The organism is Caulobacter rhizosphaerae, from assembly GCF_010977555.1.
GTDB classification, from domain to species: domain Bacteria; phylum Pseudomonadota; class Alphaproteobacteria; order Caulobacterales; family Caulobacteraceae; genus Caulobacter; species Caulobacter rhizosphaerae.
In genome coordinates, this window is sequence record NZ_CP048815.1 from 2366926 (window position 1) to 2387970 (window position 21045).

A 21045-nucleotide genomic window follows, 5' to 3' on the forward strand; every position below is an offset into this window, starting at 1 on the left:
TCAGGCCTTGTGGGTGCGGGCGTAGTGATCGAACGCCACGGCCGCGACAATGATCAGGCCGATCACCACCTGCTGAAAGTAGGAGCTGACGTGCATGATCACCAGGCCGTTCGACAGCACGCCGATCAGCAGCGCGCCAAGGAGGGTGCCGCCCACGCCGCCGGACCCGCCGGTCAGGCTGGCCCCGCCGATCACCACCGAGGCGATGACCCGCAGTTCATAGCCCGTCCCGGCCACGGCCTCGGCCGAGCCCAGGCGGGCCGACAGCAGGAAGCCCGACAGGCCGGCCAAGGCGCCGATCACGGCGTAGACGCTGGTGACGATGAAGTCGACATTGACGCCCGACAGCCGGGCGGCCTCGGCGTTGCCGCCGACCGCATAGACCTGGCGGCCGTAGCGCGTGTAGCGCAGCACGACGTGGCCCAGGGCGGCGACCAGCACGAAGACGGCGATCGGGACCGGCACGAACAGGATGTCGCCGGTGCCCCACCAGCGGTAGGCGGCGTCGAAGCCGGAGATCGGGCCGCCGTCATTGAGGATCAGCGTCGCGCCGCGCCACACGGTCATGCCGCCCAGGGTGACGATGAAGGCCGGCACGTGCAGCCAGGTCACCGCCTTGCCATGGACGTAGCCGCCAGCCAGGCCGACGAGGGTGGAAATCCCCAGGGCGATCAGCCAGCTGACCGGGGAGGGGCCGACGAGCGTCGTCACCACATAGGCCGCGGCGAGCGAGGCGAAGGCCAGCAGCGAGCCCACCGCCACGTCGATGCCGCCGATCAGGATCACATAGGTCATGCCGACGGCGATGATCCCGTAGATCGACACCTCGCTGAGGATGTTCAGCGCGTTGCGGATTGTCAGGAAGCGCTCGTTGACCGCGCCGAACACGGCGACCAGCAGCAGCAGGAACAGGATCGTCCGGTGCTTGCGCGCGAAGGCCAGCGGATCGAACCGGCGGGGTGCGGACGTCGCCTGGTCGGCCGTCGGATCGGGGGAAAGCGTCGGGGTGGAGGTCATTGGGGACGGTGTTCCATTCCTGGCGGCGGAGCCCGGCCGACGCCGGTCGCCATGTAGGCCATCAGGCCCTCTTCGGTGGCGGTCTCGCCGTCGAGGTCGGCGACGACCACGCCCTCGCGGAACACGACGATGCGGTCGCTGACGGCCATGACCTCGGCCAGTTCCGAGGAGATGACGAGGATCGCGACGCCCTGGGCGGCCAGGTCGGACAGCACCTGGTGAACCTCGGCCTTGGCGCCGATGTCGATGCCGCGCGTGGGCTCATCGACGATCAGGACGCGCGGAGCCAGGGCCATCGAGCGGCCCAGCAGCACCTTCTGCTGGTTGCCGCCGGACAGCTTGCCGATCGGGGTCTCCTGGCTGGCCATCTTGACCCGCAGCTTTTGGCGATAGGTCTCGACCAGGTCGCGCTCGGCGCGCTCGTCGATCCACTGGCCCAGCCGGCTCAACGGCTTGAGGCTGGGCAGGCTCAGATTGCGGCGAATGGAATGGTCGAGGAAGCAGCCCTGCTGCTTGCGATCCTCGGGCACCATCATGACGCCGGCCCGGATCGCATCGCGGGGCGATTTCAACTTCAGCGGCTTGTCGTCCAGCCGGATCGATCCGGTGGCGATCGCGTCGGCGCCGAAGATGAGTCGGGCCAGGTCCGTGCGGCCGGCCCCGACCAGGCCCGCCAGGCCGACGATCTCGCCGGCGCGCACCTCCAGGCAGACATCCTTCAGATAGCCCGGCGCCGCCAGGCGCGGATGCTTGGGTGTCACGGTCTCGACCTTCAGGACGACGGGCCCAGGCGGACCCGAGCGCACCCGGCGGACGAACTCGACGGAGCGTCCCACCATCTGGCGGACCATGTCGTCGATCTCGACATCGGCGACGTCGCCGCTGGCGACATAGCGGCCGTCGCGCATCACCGTATAGCGGTCGCACATGGCCTTCACCTCGGCCAGGCGGTGCGAGACGTAGATGACGCTGACGCCGCGCGCCTTGAGGTCGGCGATGATCGCGTGCAGGCGCGCGACCTCGCGGCTGCTGAGGGCCGCGGTCGGCTCGTCCATGATGATCAGCCGGGCGTTCAGCGTCATCGCCTTGGCGATCTCGACCATCTGCTGCTCGGCCACGGTCAGGCGGCTGACCGTGGCGTCGGGATCCAGCGGCAGGCCCAGTTCGCCCAGCAGGACGGCCGCATCGGCGCGCAGGCTTCGCCAGTCGATCAGGCCCAGGCGCTTCGGCTCGCGGCCCAAATACATGTTCTCGGCGACGCTGAGCTCGGGGAACAGATTGAATTCCTGGTAGATCGTCGCGATGCCCAGTTGCTGGCGACGCAAAGGCGTGTCGCGCGGATCAAGGGGCTGGCCGTCGAACGTCACGACGCCTTCGTCGGCCGCATGGGCCGCCGACAGGATCTTGATCAGGGTCGACTTGCCCGCGCCGTTCTCGCCCAGCAGGGCGTGGACCTCGCCGCGCCCGACCTCGAGCCGAACCCGGTCGAGGGCGCGCACGCCGGGAAAGCTCTTGCTGACCTGGCTGACGTCCAGAAGCGTCATCACACCATCCGCCGCAGGGCTATTTCACTTCCGAGATGCGCGAGGCCTCGGCAAGGTTGGCGCTGGTGATCAGCACCGGAGTCAGGCTGACGCTCTTGGGCGCCGCGCCGGTCTTGATCTTGGCCACGGCTTCGCGAAGCGCCGTGCGGATCTGCTTGCCCGGGTTCTGCTCGACCGAGGCGACCATCTCGCCGGCCTTGATCCGGGCCAGGGCTTCGGGAATGGCGTCGAAGCCCAGGACCTTGATCTTGTCCGGGCTGAACCCGGCCGCGCGCACCGCCTCCAGGGCGCCCATGGCCATGTCGTCGTTCAGGCACAGGATTACGTCAGGCGGCGTATCGTGCATCGAGGTCAGCACGTTCTGGGTGACCGTCAGGGCCTGGTCGCGCTTGGAGTTGGCGGTCTGCTCGGCGACGATCTTGAAGTTCGCGCCACCGGCCGCGAGGCCTTCGTGCACGCCCTTGACGCGCTCGATCGAGCTGGAACTGCCGGGGTCGTTGGTGATCACCACCACGCGCGCGCCCGCCGGATAGGTCTTGACCACCCAGTCGCCCATGGCGCGGCCGCCGGCGACGTTGTCGGCCCCGACATGGGGCACGGGCGACTTGGCGCCGACGATGTTGCGGTCGACCGAGATCACCGCCACGCCTTGTTCGGCCAGTTCGTCGGCCGCCGTCGCCAGCGCCTTGGAGTCCGTCGGGGCGACGATCACCACCTTGGCCCCCTGCACGGCGGCGGCCTCCAGGTCGGCGATCTGCTTGGAGGAGTTGTTCTGGGCGTCCAGCACCTGGACCTTGACGCCCAGCTTGCCGGCCTCGTCCTCGAGTTCGCGGCGCATGGCCACGAAGAAAGGCTGGGAAAGATCGTTGAAGCTGACCACGACTTCGGAAGCGTCCTGGCCGCCGCGCGCGCAGCCGCCGAGCACTCCGCCGGCCGCCGCCGTCAGCCCCAGTCCGGACACCAGGCCAAGGAAGCGCCGGCGCGATGTCGGGGTGCGGTTCATGGCGTTTCTCGACTCTCTAATGGCATGTTTATCGAGCGTGGAGCATCGCCCGGTTTTTCTTTGACACAAGAATGGAATATAAATTCCATGTCAAGAATGTCTGGGAAGTTGTGTTTCATTTCGCTCTGAGGAGGCCGTCGCGCCATGCGTTCGGCCTCCCCGTCACGCCGCCCTAAGGCGCTTCTTCCCCCTGCCGAGGCTACAGCCTTACGACCTGGCCTGTCCTGGCCGACTGGCCGGCCGCCTCGGCCAGGGCCAGGGCTTCGACGCCGTCGACATAGCCCACCGACGGCAGGGCCTCGCCGCGGATGATCTGCGCGAAGTGAGCCATCTCGCGGCGGTAGGCCTCGGCGTAGCGATCGAGGAAGAAGTTCTGGAACGCGTCGGTGGCCGCGCCGGCCTCGCTCCAGACCGAAACGGTGCTCTCCATGACGTTGTCGGCCCGGACCAGGCCCTTGGAGCCGAACGCCTCGATGCGCTGGTCGTAGCCGTAGCCGCTGCGGCGGCTGTTGCTGATCACGCAGATCTTGCCCGAGGCGGTGCGCAGGATGATCTTGGCGGTGTCGACGTCACCAGCTTCGCCGATCGCCGGGTCGACCAGGCAACTGGCGGCGGCGTAGACCTCGGTCACCGGCTCGTCGAGCAGCCAGCGCGCCATGTCGAAGTCGTGGATGGCCATGTCCTTGAACAGGCCGCCCGACACCTTGACATAGGCGACCGGAGGCGGGGCCGGGTCGTGGCTGGTGATGTGCACGGTTTCCAGGGCGCCGACGACGCCGGCCGACAGCTGCGCCTTCAGGCCCTGGAAGTTCGGGTCGAAGCGGCGATTGAAGCCCAGGAACAGCTTTACGCCCTGGCCGCCCAGCGCGCCGGCCGCCGAACGGGCGCGGGCCAGGTCCTGGTCGATCGGCTTCTCGCAGAACACCGCCTTGCCCGCCGCGATGGCCTTGAGGGCGTAGTCGAGGTGGGTGTCGGTCGAACTGGCGACGATCACGCCGGTCACCGACGCGTCGTTGAGGGCGGTGTCGAGGTCGGCGACGCTGGCGCCTGTTTCGGCGGCGAGGCTTTCGGCGGCCGCAGCGACCGGATCCACCACATATTTCAGCCGCAGGCCCGGCTGGCCGGCGACGTTCTTGGCGTGGATGCGGCCGATGCGGCCCGCCCCCAGGATCGCGATATCGTGCATGGGAACCTTCATGGTCTCAGGAAAGCAGGGCGGGAAGGGAACGTGGCGGCGGCGCCTCGTGGCCAGACTGGCGCAAGCACGGACGGAACGATCCGCTTCGGACTACCGTTCAAAAGCGCCTGGATCATACTGCTCCCTCATCCGGCTCTGACGTGGCCGGAATTTCGACCCCGTGTAACTTGGAATGGAAATTCCCTCTACAGCAAAAGTGGAATTTGCTCGGCGCGAGCAAGGCTCTGGCGTTTGCGTGCGGAACGGATATTCTAAAGTTGGACGAATTGTATCGGGGGTCGGATGACCGAAGAGATCATGGCCGCCAATGCGCCGGCCAGCGCCGATGAACTGAGGGCGGCGATCCTCGAACGCTACGACTCGCTCAGCAAGCGACTGCAGCAGATCGCGCGCTACGTGTTGGACGAGCCCAACGAGATGGCGCTGGAAACCCTGGCGGTGATCTCCGAGCGCTGCGGCGTGCAGCCCTCGGCGATCGTCCGGTTCGCCAAGAGCTTCGGCTATCCCGGCGCCAGCCAGATGCAGCGGCTGTTCCGCGACGGCCTGCTGTCGGGTCACGCGGGTCTTGGCTATGGCGAGCGCGTGCGCCACTTCAACGAGGCGGTCGCCAAGAAGCCCGAGGGCGGGGCCGACGTGCTGTCCGAGTTCGTCGAGGGCAACACCCTGGCCCTGCAGAACCTCAACCAGACGGTCAGCGAAGCGGACATGGCCCGGGCCGTGTCCCTGATCGACAAGGCCGAGACGGTCTATGTGGTCGGTTTCCGCCGTTCCTTTCCCGTGGCCTCGTACCTGGCCTATTCGCTGCAGCAGTTGAACAAGCGTACGCTCTTCATCGACGGCGTCGCCGGCCTGACCAAGCAGCAGGTTCAGACCATCGGTCCCAAGGACCTGCTGATTGCGGTCAGCTACCACCCTTATGCGGAAGAAACCGTGCAGGCCGTCGAGATGGCCGGGCAGCGCGGGGCCAGGATCCTGTCGATCAGCGACAGCCTGGTCAGCCCGATCGCCAAGCCGGCCAGCCTGGTCCTGCACGTGCGCGAGTCGGAGGTGAGGACCTTCCGCTCGCTCGCCGCTTCGATTTGCCTGGCCCAGGCCCTGGTGATCGGTTTCGCCTTCACGGCCAGCAAGAAGAAGGCCAGGGCCGGCGCCGGTTGAACCGTCCGTTCCATTCCTAGTAAGAATGAAATGGATATTGCGGGTATTCTGATGTTGGAATATGCGTTTCATATCGCCGGTAGGGAGCCGGCCCGTGAGTGACGTGGAACCGCATGGCCCAGGACGGAAAGACCCTTGACCTGATCGCCGTGGGCCGATCCAGCGTCGACCTCTACGGACAGCAGGTGGGCGGGCGGCTGGAGGACATGGCGTCCTTCTCCAAGTATCTGGGCGGCAGCCCGACCAATACCGCCGCCGGCGGGGCGCGCCTGGGGTTGAAGACGGGCCTGCTGACCCGAGTCGGCGCCGACCACATGGGCCGTTTCATCCGCGAGCAGCTGCAGCGCGAGGGGGTCGACGTCGCCGGCGTGCTGTCCGACCCGGACCGCCTGACGGCCCTGGTGATCCTGGGCATCCGCGACCGGGTGAACTTTCCGCTGATCTTCTACCGCGAGAACTGCGCCGACATGGCGCTGCAGCCGTCGGACGTCGACGAGGCCTGGTTCGCCAGCGCCGGGGCGGTGCTGATCAACGGCACGCACCTGTCGCAGCCGAACGTCTACGAGGTCAGCCTGAAGGCCGTGCGCGCCGTCAAGGCCGCCGGCGGCCGGGTGGCTTTCGACATCGACTACCGCCCGGTGTTGTGGGGCCTGACCGGCAAGGACGCCGGCGAGAACCGGTTCGTCGAGAACCAGCAGGTCACCGCCAAGCTGCAGGAGGTCGTGGCGCTGTGCGACCTGATCGTCGGCACGGAAGAAGAGATCCACATCCTGGGCGGCTCGACCGACACCGTCGCGGCCCTGCGCGCGATCCGGAAAGGCGCTCCTGGCGCCTTGCTGGTCTGCAAGCGCGGTCCTGACGGCTGCGTGGCTTTCCCTGGCGCGATCCCCGAAAGTCTGGACGAGGGCGTCAGCGCCCGGGGCTTCAAGGTGGAGGTGTTCAACGTGCTGGGGGCGGGCGACGCCTTCATGGCCGGCTTCCTGCGCGGCTGGCTGCGTCATGAGAGCGTCGAGACCTGCTGTGAGTGGGGCAACGCCTGCGGGGCTATCGTCGTCTCGCGACACGGCTGTACTCCGGCCATGCCGACCTGGGTCGAGCTGCAGGCCTTCCTGAGCGATCGGCAGCGGCCGTTCCGGCTGCGCGAGGACATCGAGCTGGAGCATATCCACTGGGCCACGACCCGCGAGCGGGTTTACGACGAACTGACCGTCCTGGCCGTTGACCACCGCAGCCAGTTCCTGGACCTGATCGCCGAGACCGGCGGCGATCCGGGGCGTATTCCGCACTTCAAGACCCTGGCCCTGCGGGCGGTGCAGCAGGTGGCGGGCCGCGATGAGGCGCGATTCGGCATGCTGCTGGACGGCCGTTTCGGCTTCGACGCCCTGGCCAAGGCCGCCGACCACGACTACTGGATCGCCCGTCCCATCGAGCTGCCCAAGTCACGGCCGCTGGAGTTCGAGAGCTCGGCCGACGTTGCTACCGAACTGGTCGAATGGCCCGCGGGCCAGGTCGTCAAGTGCCTGGTCTTCTACCATCCCGACGATGAGATCGAACTGCGCGAACGCCAGGAGCGCCAGTTGCTTCGCCTGTTCGACGCGTGCCGCAAGACGCGCCACGAGTTGTTGGTCGAGCTGATCCTTCCCAGCGGCATGCCCAGTGACAGCCATACGGTGGCGCGCGGCGTCCGCCGGCTCTACGGTCTGGGCATCCGGCCTGACTGGTGGAAGCTGGAGCCGCTGACCGATCCCGCCGCCTGGCGCGAGATCGAGACCGCCATCGCCGAGAACGATCCCCTGTGCCGCGGTGTGGTGCTGCTGGGCCTGTCGGCGCCCGAGAACGAGCTTCTGGCGTCTTTCGAAGTCGTCGCCCCGATTCCGATCGTCAAAGGCTTCGCCGTCGGCCGGACCATCTTCTACGATATCGCCCGCGAGTGGTTGGCCAACCGGATCGACGACGAGGCGGCCGTGACGGCGCTGGTCGGCAAGTTCAAGGTGCTGGTCGACGCGTGGAGGCGCCTGCGCGGCGCCGCGGAGAAGGCGGCCTGAACATGGCTACAGTTCGTCTCACCGCCGCTCAGGCGACCGTTCGCTGGCTCTGCGCGCAGCATGTCGAGACCGGGCAGGGCGAGGTTCCTTATTTCGCGGGCGTCTGGGCGATCTTCGGCCACGGCAACGTCGCCGGCCTGGGCGAGGCGCTGCACGGCGTCCGCGACGTGCTGCCGACCTGGCGCGCCCACAACGAGCAGGGCATGGCCCATGCGGCCATCGCCTTCGCCAAGCAGTCCCGGCGCGAGCGGGCCATGGTCTGCACCACCTCGATCGGTCCCGGCGCGACCAACATGGTCACCGCCGCCGCGCTGGCGCACGTCAATCGCCTGCCGGTGCTGTTCCTGCCCGGCGACGTCTACGCCAGCCGCCGGCCCGATCCTGTGCTCCAGCAGATCGAGGACTTCGGCGACGGCACGGTCAGCGCCAACGACTGTTTCAAGCCGGTGTCGCGCTACTTCGACCGCATCACCCGGCCCGAACAGATCCTTGACGCCCTGCCGCGCGCCCTGGCCGGCATGCTGGACCCGGCGACCTGCGGCCCCGCGACCCTGGCCTTCTGCCAGGACGTTCAGGCCGAGGCGTTCGACTATCCGGAAGCCTTCTTCGCCAAGCGGGTCTGGCGCATCCGCGCGCCGCGACCCGATCCGCGCGAGTTGGCCGAGCTCGTATCGCTGATCAAGGCGGCCAAGCGGCCTCTGGTCGTGGCCGGGGGCGGGGTGCTCTACGCCCGCGCCGAGGCGGCCCTGGCCGATCTCGTTTCCCGCGCCGGACTGCCGGTCGCCGAGACGCAAGGCGGGAAGGGGAGTCTGGCCTGGGACCACCCGCTGAACCTGGGCGCCATCGGCGTCACCGGCACGACCGCGGCGGTGGCGGCGGCGGAGGAAGCGGACCTCGTCATCGGCGTCGGCACGCGCCTGCAGGACTTCACCACCGGCTCGCGCGCCCTGTTCGGCGCGGAGGGGCGCAAGTTGGTCCAGATCAATGTGGCGCCGCACGACGCCCACAAGCACGGCGCGGCCGCCGTGGTCGGCGACGCCCTGGCGGTGGTCGAGGCCTTGTCCGAGCCGCTGGATGGCTGGCGCGCGCTGGCCGCCTGGACCGAAAAGGCGACCGGCGGCGTGGTTGGCTGGAACGCCGTCTTCGACGACGCGACCAAGGCCGACGACCGGCCGCTGCCGACCGACGCCCAGGTGCTGGGCGCGGTGTGGCGGGCCTCGTCCGAAAACAGCGTCGTGGTCTGCGCCGCCGGCGGCCTTCCGGGCGAGCTGCACAAGCTGTGGCGGACCCGCGCGCCAGGCGGCTACCATGTCGAATACGGCTTCTCGTGCATGGGCTACGAGATCGCCGGCGCCGTCGGCGTGAAGATGGCCGCGCCGGACCGCGAGGTCCATGTGATGGTCGGCGACGGCAGCTATCTGATGCTCAATTCCGAACTGGCCACCTCGGTGATGCTGGGGACCAAGCTGATCGTCACCGTGCTCGACAATCGCGGCTTCGGCTGCATCAACCGCCTGCAGGCCGCGATCGGCGGCGCGGCGTTCAACAACCTGCTGGCCGATACGGTTCACCAGAGCCTGCCCGACATCGACTTCGCCGCCCATGCCGGGAGCCTGGGCGCGCGGTCGGAGAAGGTCGCCAGCCTGGCCGAACTCGAGGCCGCCCTGCAGCGGGCCAAGGCCAGCGACCGGACCTATGTCGTGGTCATCGACACCGACCCGATGCCGACCACGCAGGGCGGCGCCTGGTGGGACGTCGCGGTGCCCGAAGTCTCGGTGCGCCCGACCGTCAACGCCGCCCGGGTCGACTACGAAGACAAGATCAAGCAGCAGCGTACGGGAGACTAGACGCCCATGACCATCCGTTTCGGCGTGAGCCCCATCGCCTGGATCAATGACGACATGCCCGAGCTGGGCGGCGACACCCCGCTGGAGAGCGTGCTGGCCGACTGCCAGGCGATCGGCTTTACGGGCGTGGAGCTGGGCGGCGTCTTCCCGCGCGACCCGGCGGTGCTGAAGCCGCTGCTGGACCGCTATGGCCTGGAGCTGGTCGGCGGCTGGTATAGCGGTAACCTGCTGGTGCAGTCGGCCGAGGCCGAGATCGCGGCGCTGCAGCCGCACCTCGATCTGCTGAAGGCCATGGGCTGCACCGTCTTCGTCCATGCCGAGACCAGCAACGCCATCCATGGCGACAAGTCCAAGGCGCTGTCGGCGACCCCGCGCCTGGACGCCGAGGGCTGGAAGGAATTCGGGGCGCGCCTGACCCAGGTGGCCGACTACATCCAGGATCAGGGCCTGAAGTTCGCCTATCACCATCACCTGGGCACGGTCGTCGAACGGCCCGAGGACCTGGAAGCCTTCCTGGCCAACACCGGTCCGTCGGTCGGCCTGACCGTCGACACCGGCCACGCAGCCCTCGGCGGCCTGGATCCGGTGTCGGTGATCCGCGCGCACCCCGAGCGGGTCGCCCATGTGCATTGCAAGGACATCCGCGGCGAGGTCTTCCGCAAGGTCGTCGCGGACGGCGGCGGCAGCTTCCTGGAGGGCGTTCTGGCCGGCATGTTCACCGTGCCCGGCGACGGCTCGCTGGACTATGCCGCCGTGATGAAAGCCCTGGCCGAGATCGGCTATTCCGGCTGGATCATCGTCGAGGCCGAGCAGGATCCCGCGGTCGCCAATCCGCGCCAATACGGCGAGATTGGCCTGGCGACGCTGAAGAAGGAAGCGGCGGCGGCGGGACTGAGGGCGGCGTGATGAGCAAGCTTCTCGTCCGTCCCCACGCCCCCGACCCGTCGGGCTCCGTCCTTGAAATCACGCCGCAGAGCGCCGGCTGGACCCATGTCGGCTTCCGGGTGATCAAGCTGGCGGCCGGCGAGACCTTTGACGGCGCCGAGCCCGGGCGGGAAACCTGCGTCGTCGTGATGAGCGGGACCGCCGAGGTGACCGCCGGGGACGTGTCGTTCGGAGCCATCGGCGGCCGGACCAGCGTGTTCGAGGACAGGGCTCCGGGCGCCGTCTACGTGCCGGCCGCTACGACCTACGCCGTGACCGCCGCGAGCGCTGTCGAGCTGGCGCTCTGCACCGCGCCTGGCAAGCCGGGCGGGCGGGCGCGGCTGATCGCCGAGGTCGACATGCCGCGTGAAACACGAGGCAAGGGAACCAACACGCGCCTGGTCCGCAACATCCTGCCTGAAACCGCGCTGGCCGAGGGCCTGTTGGTCGTGGAGGTGATCACCCCCGGCGGCCACTGGTCCAGCTATCCGCCGCACAAGCACGACACCGCCGCCGAGGGCGAGGAGACGGCGCTGGAGGAGACCTACTACCACCGGCTGAACCCGCCGCAGGGCTTCGCCTTCCAGCGCGTCTACACCGACGACCGCAGCCTGGACGAGACGGTCTGCGTGCAGGACGGCGACGTGGTGATGGTGCCGCGCGGCTACCATCCCGTCGGCGCCCCGCACGGCTACGACCTCTACTATCTCAACGTCATGGCGGGCCCGCACCGGAAGTGGATCTTCCGCAACGACCCGGCCCACGACTGGATCATGCGGCAAGCGTGATCCCCGACCCATTCGAGAAGGAGCGCGGCATGCGCAGCATCCCCCACTTCGTCGGCGGCCGCGCCGTCGAGGGCACGTCCGGCCGCTTCGGCGACGTCTTCGATCCCAACACCGGCAAGGTGCAGGCCAGGGTCGCCCTGGCTTCGGCGTCGGAGCTGGACGCCGCCATCGCCAACGCCAAGGCCGCCCAGCCAGCCTGGGCCGCGACCAATCCGCAGCGCCGGGCGCGGGTGATGTTCGAGTTCAAGCGCCTGCTGGACGTTCACATGGACGAGCTGGCCGAGCTGCTGTCATCCGAGCACGGCAAGGTCATCGCCGACTCCAAAGGCGACATTCAACGAGGCCTGGAAGTCGTTGAGTTCGCTTGTGGAATTCCTCACCTCCTAAAGGGCGAATACACGCAAGGCGCCGGGCCCGGCATCGACGTCTACTCGATGCGTCAAGCCCTGGGCGTGGTGGCGGGGATCACGCCTTTCAACTTCCCGGCCATGATCCCGATGTGGATGTTCGGCCCAGCCATCGCCTGCGGCAACGCCTTCATCCTCAAGCCCTCCGAGCGCGATCCCTCCGTGCCGGTGCGCCTGGCCGAGCTGATGATGGAAGCCGGCCTCCCACCGGGGATCCTCAACGTGGTCCACGGCGACAAGGACTGCGTGGAAGCCATCCTCGACCATCCAGACATCAAGGCCGTCAGCTTCGTCGGCAGCTCGGACATCGCCCAGTCGGTGTTCCAGCGGGCCGGCGCCAACGGCAAGCGCGTCCAGGCCATGGGCGGGGCCAAGAACCACGGGATCGTCCTGCCCGACGCAGACCTCGACCAGGCCACCGCCGACATCATCGGCGCCGCCTACGGCTCGGCCGGCGAACGCTGCATGGCCCTGCCGGTGGTCGTGCCGGTGGGCGAGAAGACCGCCGTGGCCCTGCGCGAGAAGCTGGTCGCCGCGATCGGCGGCCTCCGAGTCGGCGTCAGCACCGACCAGGACGCCCACTACGGCCCGGTGGTCAGCGCCGCCCACAAGGCGCGGATCGAAAGCTACATCCAGATGGGCGTCGACGAGGGCGCGGAACTGGTGGTCGACGGCCGAGGGTTCGCCCTGCAGGGCCACGAGGACGGCTTCTTCGTCGGTCCGACCCTGTTCGACCACGTCAAGCCGACCAGCCGCTCGTACCAGGACGAGATCTTCGGCCCGGTGTTGCAGATGGTCCGCGCCGAGAGCCTGGAGGAGGGCGTCCTGCTGGCCTCGCGGCACCAGTACGGCAACGGCGTGGCGATCTTCACCCGCAACGGCGACGCGGCCCGCGAGTTCGCCGACCAGGTCGAGGTGGGCATGGTCGGGATCAACGTGCCGATCCCAGTGCCGGTCGCCTATCACAGCTTCGGCGGCTGGAAGCGTTCGGGCTTTGGCGATCTCAACCAGTATGGCATGGACGGCGTGCGCTTTTATACGCGGACCAAGACCGTGACCCAACGCTGGCCCAAGGGCGGGGTGGTGCTGGACCAGAGCTTTGTCATTCCCACCATGCGGTGACGGGGCGACGGGCGACCGTCGGATTTTCGTTCACTTGACGTCCTCACGAGCAGGTTCCGATGTCGCCCAGGCCTTCGCGTCGCCAAACTCTCAAGCAGGCCCTCGCCGCCGTGGCCCTGACGGCGGCGCCGTCCTTCGCCTCCGCGACCACGGGCGAGGTCGGCGGAACCGCCGCGGCGCGCGCCAGCCTCGAGCGCCTGTTCGGCAAGCGCCTGGGCGGTGCGGCCCTTGATCTGGCGCCTCGTGGCGTTCACCCCTGGTACGCGGTGAGCGGCAAGGCCGGAAAGGTCTCGATCACCGGCGACAGCCCGGTCGCCCTGGTTCGCGGCGCCTATGCCTATCTTCGCCAGGCCGGCCTGGCTCATGTCAGCTGGGAGGGCGACCGCGTCGACCTGCCGGCGCGGCTGCCGGACGCCGACACCGGCCGGGTCGCCAGCCCCTTCGGTCATCGCGCCTATCTCAACACCTGCACCTACGGCTACACGACCCCGTGGTGGGGCTGGGCGCGCTGGACGCGCGAGATCGACTGGATGGCGGCGCACGGCGTCGACATGCCGCTGGCCATGGAAGGCCAGGAGCATGTCTGGCGGGCGCTGTGGCGCGAGTTCGGCCTGACCGAAGCCGAGCTCGCCGCCTACTTCTCCGGCCCGGCCTTCACGCCCTGGCAGCGCATGGGCAATATCGAGGGCTATAGCGCACCGCTGCCGAGCCGCTGGATGGACAAGAAGAAGGACCTGCAGGTCCGCATCCTGGGCCGGATGCGGTCGTTGGGCATGACGCCGATCCTGCCGGCCTTCGGCGGCTACGTGCCCAAGGCCTTCGCCCAGAAGCATCCGAAGGCCCGCATCTATCGGATGCGGCCCTGGGAGGGCTTCCACGAGACCTATTGGCTTGATCCCGCCGACCCGTTGTTCGCCCGGATCGCCGGCCGCTTCCTGGCGCTCTACACCCAGACCTACGGGGCGGGGACCTACTACCTGGCCGACTCGTTCAACGAGATGCTGCCGCCGATCAACGCCGACGGCGCGGACGCGCGGGACGCGGCATACGGCGACGGCGTCGCCAACGCCGCCGCGACCAAGGCCAAGGTCGAGATCGATCCGGCCCTGAAAGCCAAGCGCCTGGCCGCCTACGGCAAGGCGATCTACGACTCGATCCGCCAGGCTCGCCCCGACGCGGTGTGGGTGATGCAGGGCTGGCTGTTCGGCGCGGACAGCCACTTCTGGGACCCGTCGGCGATCTCGGCCTATCTGAGCCTCGTGCCCGACGACAAGCTGATGGTCCTGGACATCGGCAACGACCGCTATCCGGATGTCTGGAAGAACGCCAAGGCCTTCGGCGGCAAGCCCTGGATCTATGGCTACGTGCATAATTACGGCGGCAGCAACCCGGTCTATGGCGACCTCGGCTACTACCGTCGCGACATGGCCGCGATCGCAAGCCATCCCGATACGGGCAGGCTGGCGGGGTTCGGCATGTTCCCCGAGGGGCTGCACAACAATTCGATCGTCTATGAAGCCGCCTACGACCTGGCCTGGAGCGCAGGCCAGGAGACGCAGTCGGCTTGGCTGTCGACCTACGCCCGTGCGCGCTACGGCCGCACCACGCCGGCGCTCGACGCGGCCATGGACCAGCTGGTCCAGGCCGCCTATTCGAGCCGCTACTGGTCGCCGCGCTGGTGGAAGAGCAAGGCCGGCGCCTATCTGTTCTTCAAGAGGCCGACGGCGACGATCGGCGAGTTCCCGGGCCATCCCGGCGATCGCGCCCAGCTGGACGCCGCGGTTCGCGCCCTGGCCGCCCAGGCGCGCGTCTTCGCCGGTCAGCCGTTGTTCGTGCTGGATCTGGTCGACGCCGTCCGGCACCTGGCCAGCCTGGAGATCGACGATCAGCTACAAGCCGCCGTGGCCGCCTATCGCCGGGGCGACGCCGCCGCGGGCGACCGGGCGCGCCGCGCCGTCGAAGCCTTGGCGCTCTCGATCGACGCCTTGCTGGGCGTCCAGCCCGAGACCCTGGCCACCTGGATCGACGACGCCCGCGCCTATGGCGACACGCCCGCCGACGCCGCGGCCTATGTCGCCAACGCCAAGGCCCAGGTCACGATCTGGGGCGGTGAAGGCAACCTCAACGACTATGCGTCCAAGGCCTGGCAGGGTCTGTATCGCGACTTCTACCTGCCGCGATGGTCGCGGTTCTTGGACGCCCTGAGGGCGGCGGGAACGGGCGCCTTCGACGAGGCCGTCGTCACCCGTGACGCCATCGCCTGGGAGCGGGCCTGGGTCGCCGCCGACACCGTCTACCGCCGTGAGCGGCCGGCTGATCCGGTCGGCGGCGTGCAGGCCCTGATCGCCCGCCTCGACGAAGCCAGAAAGAACCGGAACGGATGACCAAGCCCGCACGCTTCCTGTCCCTCGACGTCTTCCGCGGGCTGACGGTCTGCCTGATGATCGTCGTCAACACCGCGGGTCCTGGCGCCGATGCCTACACCCAGCTGGTCCATGCGCCCTGGTTCGGATTCACGGCGGCGGACGCGGTGTTCCCCTCGTTCCTGTTCGCGGTCGGCTGCTCCATGGCCTTCGCTTTTTCGCGGCCAATCCCCACGGCGGAGTTCATGGCCAAGATGCTGCGGCGCGGAGCCCTGATCTTCCTGCTCGGTTTCCTGATGTACTGGTTCCCGTTCTTCCGGAACGTGGACGGGCATTGGACGCTGATCCCGTTTTCGGAAACGCGGGTGATGGGCGTCCTGCAGCGGATCGGGCTCTGCTACGTGCTGGCCGCCTTCGCCGTGCGCTGGCTGTCGCCGCGCCTGATCGTCGCGCTGTCGGTCGTGCTGCTGCTGGGGTACTGGGCGATCCTATTGACCCTCGGGGACCCGGCCGACCCGCTGTCGAAACTGGGCAACGCCGGCACCCACCTGGATCTCTGGCTCATTGGCCAGAACCACCTCTATCGCAAGGACGGCGGCTTCGATCCCGAAGGCCTGCTGGGAACCTTGCCGTCGACGGTCAATGTGCTGGCCGGCTATCTGGCGGCGCGGTTCCTGAAGGCGGCGACCGACGCTCGCCCCGCCGTGATCCGCATGGCCTTGGCCGGCGCGCTCCTGATCGCCGGCGGCCTGGCCTGGGGACTGGCCTTCCCGATCGCCAAGAAACTGTGGACCAGCAGCTTCGTCCTGCTGACTGTCGGCATCGACCTTGTGCTGCTGGCGGCCCTGACCGCCTTGCTGGAGGGGCGCAAGCCCAACGCCGCAACGCGGTTCTTCCAGGTGTTCGGTCTCAATCCGCTGGTGATCTACCTGTTCTCGGAACTGTTCATCGTCTCGCTGAACATGATCGAGGTCGCGCCGGGCGTGGGGCCATACGAGTGGGTCGGGATTCACGTGTTCCAGGCCGCGACGCCGGGCGCGCTGGGTTCGCTGCTGTGCGCGATCGCCTACATGCTGGTCTGCTGGCTGCTGGGCTACGTCATGGACCGCCGCGGGATCGTCGTGAAGCTTTAGGTCAGCGCCCCGCAGGCGGCGCAGAACGTCTCGAGATCCCGCTCGTCGTGATAGATCGAAAGGCCGATCCGCAACACGTCGTCGCGCACGTCCACCACGACGCTCCGGGTCGCCAGCGCCTGCTTCCACGCCGGGGCTTCAGGATGGCGCAGGGCCAGGAAGCGGGCTTGCGGACCCTGGCCCGGCGGGTTCAGCACCACGGCCTGCTTCAGCGGCCCCGCCGCGCCGACGGCGATCCGGTCGACCAGGGTCCGTTGCAGGCCGCGCACGTGAGCGGCGATCGCCGAGGTGGTGAGACCTTCAGCGTCCAACATCCGGCCGGCCGCCATGAAACGGTAGAGGCCCGACGGGTCGAAGGTCGCCCCCATGAACCGCCCGGCGTCGCGGGCGTAGCCCACCCCGCCCGGCGGGCCTTCCAGGTCGCCGAACTCGGCGTACCAGCCGGTCAGGGCGGGCCGCGGGCCAAAGCCCGGCGGCGCGTGCAGGAACGCCGCGCCTTCGCCCGCCATGGCGTACTTGTAGCCGCCGGCCAGGTAGAAGATCCGATCGGCCACGGCCGAGAGATCGGTCGGAACGGCCCGGAAGCCGTGATAGCCGTCGACCACCACCCAGGGGCCTTCCGGCCGGGCCAGATCGGCCAGCTCCCAGATGCCGTCGAAGACGAGACCCGTCTTGAAGAAGACGTGACTGACGAAGATCAGGTCGAAATGACCCTCCCGCGCCGTCGCCAGGAACCGCTTGGCGAAATCGGGCGCGTCGCTCTCGACCAGGGTCAGCGCGATCTCGCCGGCTTCGGTCCAGCGCTGGGCTTGACGACGGAAAGTGTGGAACTCGCCGTCGGTCGACAGCACCCGGACGGGCCGGCCGTCGATCGCCGACTTCAGCACCGCCAGCAGGGTGTGGGTGTTGGGCGCGAAGACCACGCTGTCGGGCGAGGGCAGGGCCAGTTCGCGGGCGACCAGCGCCTGGGCGGCGGGATAGACTTGGCCCAGGGCCTTGTCCCATTTGTGGTCGGCCAGGACGGCGGCGTCCTCCCAGGCCTCGACCTGGGCCGCCAGGGTGGCGTCGGGCCACAGATGGTGGCTGTGGGCGGCCATGTGCAGTCGTCCTGGCGCAGCCGCAAGGGCCCGCGAGAACAGGTCCTTGCGTGCAGCGCTCACAGCTTGGTCCTGAGCGACCACAGTTCGGGAAAGGCCCGCCGGCGCAGGGTCGAGGCCAGGTAGCCGACCCCGTCGGTGCCTCCGGTGCCCGGCCGGCCGCCGATGATCCGCTCGACGGTCAGCACGTGCTTGTGGCGCCAGGTGACCAGGGCGTCGTCCAGGTCGACCAGTTTCTCGGCCAGCTGGTACAGCTCCCAATAGCGCTGGGTGTCGCGATAGACCTCCAGCCAGGCGGCCTCCACCTCCGGCGAGGGCGTGTAGGTCTGCGCGAAGTCGCGGTTCAGCACAGCGTCCGGCACGGTCAGGCCCGCCTTGGGCAGTTGGGCGATGGCCACGTCGTAGAGGCTGGGGGCCTCCAGGGCCGCCTGCAGCTGCGCCAGGGCGTCCGAACCCTCGGCGTGGAACTTCAGGAAGCTCTGGTCCTTCAGGCCCAGTAAGTATTCCAGGGTGCGGAACTGGTGCGACTGGAAGCCCGAGCTGGAACCGAGTTCGCCCCGGAAGCTGAGATAGTCGGCCGGCGTCATCGTCGCCAGAACGTCCCAGGACAGGGTCATCACCGTCTGGATCCGCGACACCCGGGCCAGGGCCTTGTAGGCCGGCTCGACATCGCCGTCCGCGATCAGCCGTTTGGCCAGGAGCACCTCGTGGATGATCTCCTTGAGCCACAGCTCCTTGGTCTGATGGATGACGATGAACAGGAGCTCGTCGTGGCGGTCGCTCAGCGGCTGCTGGGCCGCGAGCAACTGATCCAGGGCGAGGTACCGCGCGTAGGTCATGTCTTGCGTCATGAACCGACCCTAGGCGGTTCGCGGCGGCAGGTTTGTTCTCGTTTGTGCGGCGATCCTGTTCAGGCGCGGAACGATGTTTCGCCGCATCGACCTGGCGCGGAACGAACGCCCGTCCTGGAGGGGCGGAGACCGGCGACCTTACGAGGCCTGGCGGTACGACTCCCGGCCGGTATTCCAGCCCAGATCGCCGGTGCAGGTCATGACGCGATAGCGAACGCCTTCTTCCAGGAAGCGAACCCCCGCCTCGATTTCGCTCCGCCAGACGACGGCCGCGCGGTGACTGAGGCCCGTCCGTGGATCGACCAGTATGACATGGGGGGCAAGGTCCGCGCCTCGGCCGACGAAGATCCGCGCGCCGCCGCTGGATACGTCGACAAGCCGGCATCGTCGTGCAAGCGCCCCGTCACCGACATAGACCGGGCTGCGGTCGCTGTAGCGAGGGTGGCTGCGACGGTCGGCGCCGTCCGAACCGGAATCGTTGATCGACATCATGACCCAAACGCTAGGCGCGGATGGTTAATCGGAATTAGCGCCCTGGTTGCGGCGTGTTGTCCCACTCGCTCGTCGGGCCGGAGCGCAACGCTAGCCAGGTTTTCCTGGCGAAAGCTTAGAGTCCGTGTCGCCGGGGAGGGCGGTTCGAGATCACTCGGCGCGACCGAATACCACGCCTGGGGGCTTGACCGCGAGGCTTGCGCACATCTGCTATGGGGGATGGAGCGCCGCCAGTCTGCGCGCCTGGGTGTGCGTTGAAGCTTCTCGTAGGGCTCATGGGGCGAGGGTGCCGTTGACCACTGACGCCAAAAAGGTCTCGCCGATCGGACTTGTGCTGGAGACCGCCCTCGACGCCACGGTCATCATGGGCGTCGACGGACGGGTGCGGGATTGGAACCGGCAGGCCGAGGCGACTTTCGGCTGGTCTCGGCAGGAAGCGCTCGGACGGCCGATGGCCGAGCTGATCATTCCCGAGCCGGACCGGCCATCTCACATTGAAGGTTTGCGCAGGCATCTCGAAACCTGCGCGCCGGGCATCCTCAATCGCCGCATCGAGGTCGTGGCGACGGATCGTCGGGGACGCCTCTTCCCGGTCGAGCTTTCCGTCGCCCGGATCGACGACGGCGACGATCTCAGTTTCGTCGGCTTCATCCGCGACATCAGCGATCGCCTGACCGCGCAGCAGGCGCTGCAGGTCGAGCGGGATCGCAGCCAGAGCGTGCTGGACAACATGCTCGACGCCCTGGTGCTGATGGATCGGGACCTGCGGGTGCTGCAGGTCAACCAGGCGGCGCTCCGCATGGAGGGGCGATCTGCGGAGTCCATGCTGGGCAGGACGCACGAGGAGATCTGGCCGGGTCCCGAGGCCGAGCGGCTGCGGCAAAGGTACAGGGAGGTTCTGGGCGCCCAGGTCGCCCTGGCTTTCGAGGAGCCGTGGAATGATGGGCGCGGGACGATGTGGCTGGAGATCCGCGCCCAGCCGACGCCCGAGGGGGTCGCGGTGTTCTATCGCGACGTCACCAAGCGCAAGACCGCCGAAGCGGTGCTGCGGGACAGCGAGGCGCGGCTGCTGACCCTGGCCAATGTGGCGCCCGCCATGGTGTGGATGTCCTCCGATCGTGGCGAGGTCGAGTTTCTCAATGATCGGTGGTTCGCGTTCACCGGCGTCTCGCCGGGCGCCGAAGTCGACCCGGCGTCCCTGTTGCACCCCGACGACGCCGTCCGGGCCGCCAAGATCTGGGAGGGCGCCCTGAAGACGGGCAAGGGCTTCGAGGCCGAGCTGCGCGTACGCCGCGGCGACGGGCAGTTCCGCTGGTTCCTCTCGCGCTCCGAGCCCGTCCTGGATCGGGAGGGCGGCGTCGCCGGGTGGATCGGCGCCAGTATCGACATCGATGATCGTCGCCGGGCGCAGGAACGCCTGGAGCTGATGGTCAATGAGCTGAACCATCGCGTGAAGAACAACCTCGCCGCCGTTCAGTCCCTGGCCGCCCAGACGTTCCGCGGGACCCTGTCGTTGCCCGAGGCCCGCGAGGCGTTCACCGCCCGTCTGATGGCCTTGAGCCGGGCGCACGACATCCTCACGCGTCAGCAGTGGGAGGGCGCGCAACTGGCCAAGATCGCCACGGACGTGCTGGCGCCGAACCTGGCGAACCTCGCGGCGGTGACGCTGGAAGGCCCGCCGGTCTCGCTGGGACCCAACGCCGCCCTGACGCTGTCGATGGCCTTTCACGAGCTCTGCACCAACGCCCTGAAATATGGCGCGCTTTCGAGGCCCGAGGGGCGCGTGGCGCTGACCTGGGCCGTGGAGCCCTCGGGCATGCTGCACCTGACCTGGACCGAGACCGGCGGGCCGAAGGTCTCGCCGCCAGCCGCGACCGGGTTTGGATCGCGGCTGCTCACCCGCAGCCTCGCCGCCGAACTGCGCGGCGTCGTAAGCCTGGAGTTCGACGAGGCCGGCGTCGTCTGCACCATCGACGCGCCGCTGGACCATGGTCGCCTGGCCCCGGCGTCCGCCCTGCCGCAGATCACCTGGCCTCCTGAAGGCGCGTTCTAGATCCTT

Annotated in this window: 16 protein-coding genes; 9 read left to right on the forward strand and 7 right to left on the reverse strand. The window is 68.5% G+C overall.

Annotated features, from left to right (window positions below):
- The 4 genes from G3M57_RS10985 to iolG form a co-directional block, all read right to left on the reverse strand.
- Positions 1 to 1017, reverse strand: coding sequence for an ABC transporter permease (locus G3M57_RS10985; RefSeq protein ID WP_082564446.1), 1017 nt, complete (start codon positions 1015 to 1017; stop codon positions 1 to 3).
- Complete coding sequence (locus G3M57_RS10990) at positions 1014 to 2561, reverse strand: sugar ABC transporter ATP-binding protein (RefSeq protein ID WP_056751922.1); 1548 nt, start codon at positions 2559 to 2561, stop codon at positions 1014 to 1016. The genes G3M57_RS10985 and G3M57_RS10990 overlap by 4 nt, the downstream gene beginning before the upstream one ends.
- 19 nt (positions 2562 to 2580) lie before the next feature.
- Complete coding sequence (locus G3M57_RS10995) at positions 2581 to 3564, reverse strand: sugar ABC transporter substrate-binding protein (RefSeq protein WP_163230504.1); 984 nt, start codon at positions 3562 to 3564, stop codon at positions 2581 to 2583.
- Between the two features lie 199 nt (positions 3565 to 3763).
- On the reverse strand, positions 3764 to 4750 hold the full coding sequence (iolG, locus tag G3M57_RS11000; protein WP_163230506.1) for an inositol 2-dehydrogenase: 987 nt from the start codon (positions 4748 to 4750) through the stop codon (positions 3764 to 3766).
- Between the two features lie 294 nt (positions 4751 to 5044).
- Between iolG and G3M57_RS11005 the strand changes: the two genes are divergently transcribed.
- The 8 genes from G3M57_RS11005 (at position 5045) to G3M57_RS11040 (ending at position 16546) form a co-directional block, all read left to right on the forward strand.
- A complete protein-coding gene (locus G3M57_RS11005; RefSeq protein ID WP_163230508.1) occupies positions 5045 to 5917 on the forward strand; it encodes a MurR/RpiR family transcriptional regulator in 873 nt (290 codons plus the stop codon).
- Positions 5918 to 6030: 113 nt separating this feature from the next.
- A complete protein-coding gene (locus G3M57_RS11010) occupies positions 6031 to 7962 on the forward strand; it encodes a bifunctional 5-dehydro-2-deoxygluconokinase/5-dehydro-2-deoxyphosphogluconate aldolase (RefSeq protein ID WP_163233698.1) in 1932 nt (643 codons plus the stop codon).
- Between the two features lie 2 nt (positions 7963 to 7964).
- The gene (gene iolD, locus G3M57_RS11015) at positions 7965 to 9809 is read left to right on the forward strand and encodes a 3D-(3,5/4)-trihydroxycyclohexane-1,2-dione acylhydrolase (decyclizing) (RefSeq protein WP_163230510.1); all 1845 of its coding nucleotides are present in this window, start codon (positions 7965 to 7967) and stop codon (positions 9807 to 9809) included.
- A gap of 6 nt (positions 9810 to 9815) precedes the next feature.
- Positions 9816 to 10715, forward strand: coding sequence for a myo-inosose-2 dehydratase (iolE, locus tag G3M57_RS11020; RefSeq protein WP_056751935.1), 900 nt, complete (start codon positions 9816 to 9818; stop codon positions 10713 to 10715).
- A complete protein-coding gene (iolB, locus tag G3M57_RS11025; protein WP_163230512.1) occupies positions 10712 to 11521 on the forward strand; it encodes a 5-deoxy-glucuronate isomerase in 810 nt (269 codons plus the stop codon). Before iolE ends, iolB begins: the two co-directional genes overlap by 4 nt.
- A 29-nt stretch (positions 11522 to 11550) precedes the next feature.
- On the forward strand, positions 11551 to 13050 hold the full coding sequence (locus tag G3M57_RS11030; protein WP_163230514.1) for a CoA-acylating methylmalonate-semialdehyde dehydrogenase: 1500 nt from the start codon (positions 11551 to 11553) through the stop codon (positions 13048 to 13050).
- Positions 13051 to 13109: 59 nt separating this feature from the next.
- Positions 13110 to 15434 carry an alpha-N-acetylglucosaminidase gene (locus G3M57_RS11035; RefSeq protein WP_163230516.1) on the forward strand — a complete coding sequence of 775 codons (2325 nt, stop codon included), beginning with the start codon at positions 13110 to 13112 and terminating at the stop codon, positions 15432 to 15434.
- Entirely contained in the window at positions 15431 to 16546 is a 1116-nt protein-coding gene (locus tag G3M57_RS11040; RefSeq protein ID WP_163230518.1) for an acyltransferase family protein, read from the forward strand. Before G3M57_RS11035 ends, G3M57_RS11040 begins: the two co-directional genes overlap by 4 nt.
- On the opposite strand, the gene G3M57_RS11045 is transcribed toward G3M57_RS11040, so the two are convergent.
- From G3M57_RS11045 to G3M57_RS11055, 3 genes are all read right to left on the reverse strand, one after another.
- A complete protein-coding gene (locus tag G3M57_RS11045; RefSeq protein ID WP_163230520.1) occupies positions 16543 to 17727 on the reverse strand; it encodes an aminotransferase class V-fold PLP-dependent enzyme in 1185 nt (394 codons plus the stop codon). The two genes, G3M57_RS11040 and G3M57_RS11045, sit on opposite strands and share 4 nt — an antisense overlap.
- Positions 17703 to 18494 (reverse strand): tryptophan 2,3-dioxygenase, encoded by a 792-nt coding sequence (locus tag G3M57_RS11050; RefSeq protein ID WP_056751953.1) that lies wholly within the window; start codon positions 18492 to 18494, stop codon positions 17703 to 17705. The genes G3M57_RS11045 and G3M57_RS11050 overlap by 25 nt, the downstream gene beginning before the upstream one ends.
- Positions 18495 to 18632: 138 nt before the next feature.
- Complete coding sequence (locus G3M57_RS11055; RefSeq protein ID WP_082564447.1) at positions 18633 to 18986, reverse strand: PilZ domain-containing protein; 354 nt, start codon at positions 18984 to 18986, stop codon at positions 18633 to 18635.
- 292 nt (positions 18987 to 19278) lie between these two features.
- Between G3M57_RS11055 and G3M57_RS11060 the strand changes: the two genes are divergently transcribed.
- Positions 19279 to 21039, forward strand: a complete 1761-nt coding sequence (locus G3M57_RS11060; RefSeq protein ID WP_163230522.1) for a PAS domain S-box protein — start codon at positions 19279 to 19281, stop codon at positions 21037 to 21039.
- Positions 21040 to 21045: the final 6 nt, after the last annotated feature.

Excerpts from the sequence above, each read along its gene's own strand:
- G3M57_RS10985 (WP_082564446.1), bottom strand. The coding sequence starts at position 1,017 with ATGACCTCCACCCCGACGCTTTCCCCCGATCCGACGGCCGACCAGGCG.
- G3M57_RS10990 (WP_056751922.1), bottom strand. The coding sequence starts at position 2,561 with ATGACGCTTCTGGACGTCAGCCAGGTCAGCAAGAGCTTTCCCGGCGTG.
- G3M57_RS10995 (WP_163230504.1), bottom strand. The coding sequence starts at position 3,564 with ATGAACCGCACCCCGACATCGCGCCGGCGCTTCCTTGGCCTGGTGTCC.
- iolG (WP_163230506.1), bottom strand. The coding sequence starts at position 4,750 with ATGCACGATATCGCGATCCTGGGGGCGGGCCGCATCGGCCGCATCCAC.
- G3M57_RS11005 (WP_163230508.1), top strand. The coding sequence starts at position 5,045 with ATGACCGAAGAGATCATGGCCGCCAATGCGCCGGCCAGCGCCGATGAA.
- G3M57_RS11010 (WP_163233698.1), top strand. The coding sequence starts at position 6,031 with ATGGCCCAGGACGGAAAGACCCTTGACCTGATCGCCGTGGGCCGATCC.
- iolD (WP_163230510.1), top strand. The coding sequence starts at position 7,965 with ATGGCTACAGTTCGTCTCACCGCCGCTCAGGCGACCGTTCGCTGGCTC.
- iolE (WP_056751935.1), top strand. The coding sequence starts at position 9,816 with ATGACCATCCGTTTCGGCGTGAGCCCCATCGCCTGGATCAATGACGAC.
- G3M57_RS11030 (WP_163230514.1), top strand. The coding sequence starts at position 11,551 with ATGCGCAGCATCCCCCACTTCGTCGGCGGCCGCGCCGTCGAGGGCACG.
- G3M57_RS11035 (WP_163230516.1), top strand. The coding sequence starts at position 13,110 with ATGTCGCCCAGGCCTTCGCGTCGCCAAACTCTCAAGCAGGCCCTCGCC.
- G3M57_RS11040 (WP_163230518.1), top strand. The coding sequence starts at position 15,431 with ATGACCAAGCCCGCACGCTTCCTGTCCCTCGACGTCTTCCGCGGGCTG.
- G3M57_RS11050 (WP_056751953.1), bottom strand. The coding sequence starts at position 18,494 with ATGACGCAAGACATGACCTACGCGCGGTACCTCGCCCTGGATCAGTTG.
- G3M57_RS11055 (WP_082564447.1), bottom strand. The coding sequence starts at position 18,986 with ATGATGTCGATCAACGATTCCGGTTCGGACGGCGCCGACCGTCGCAGC.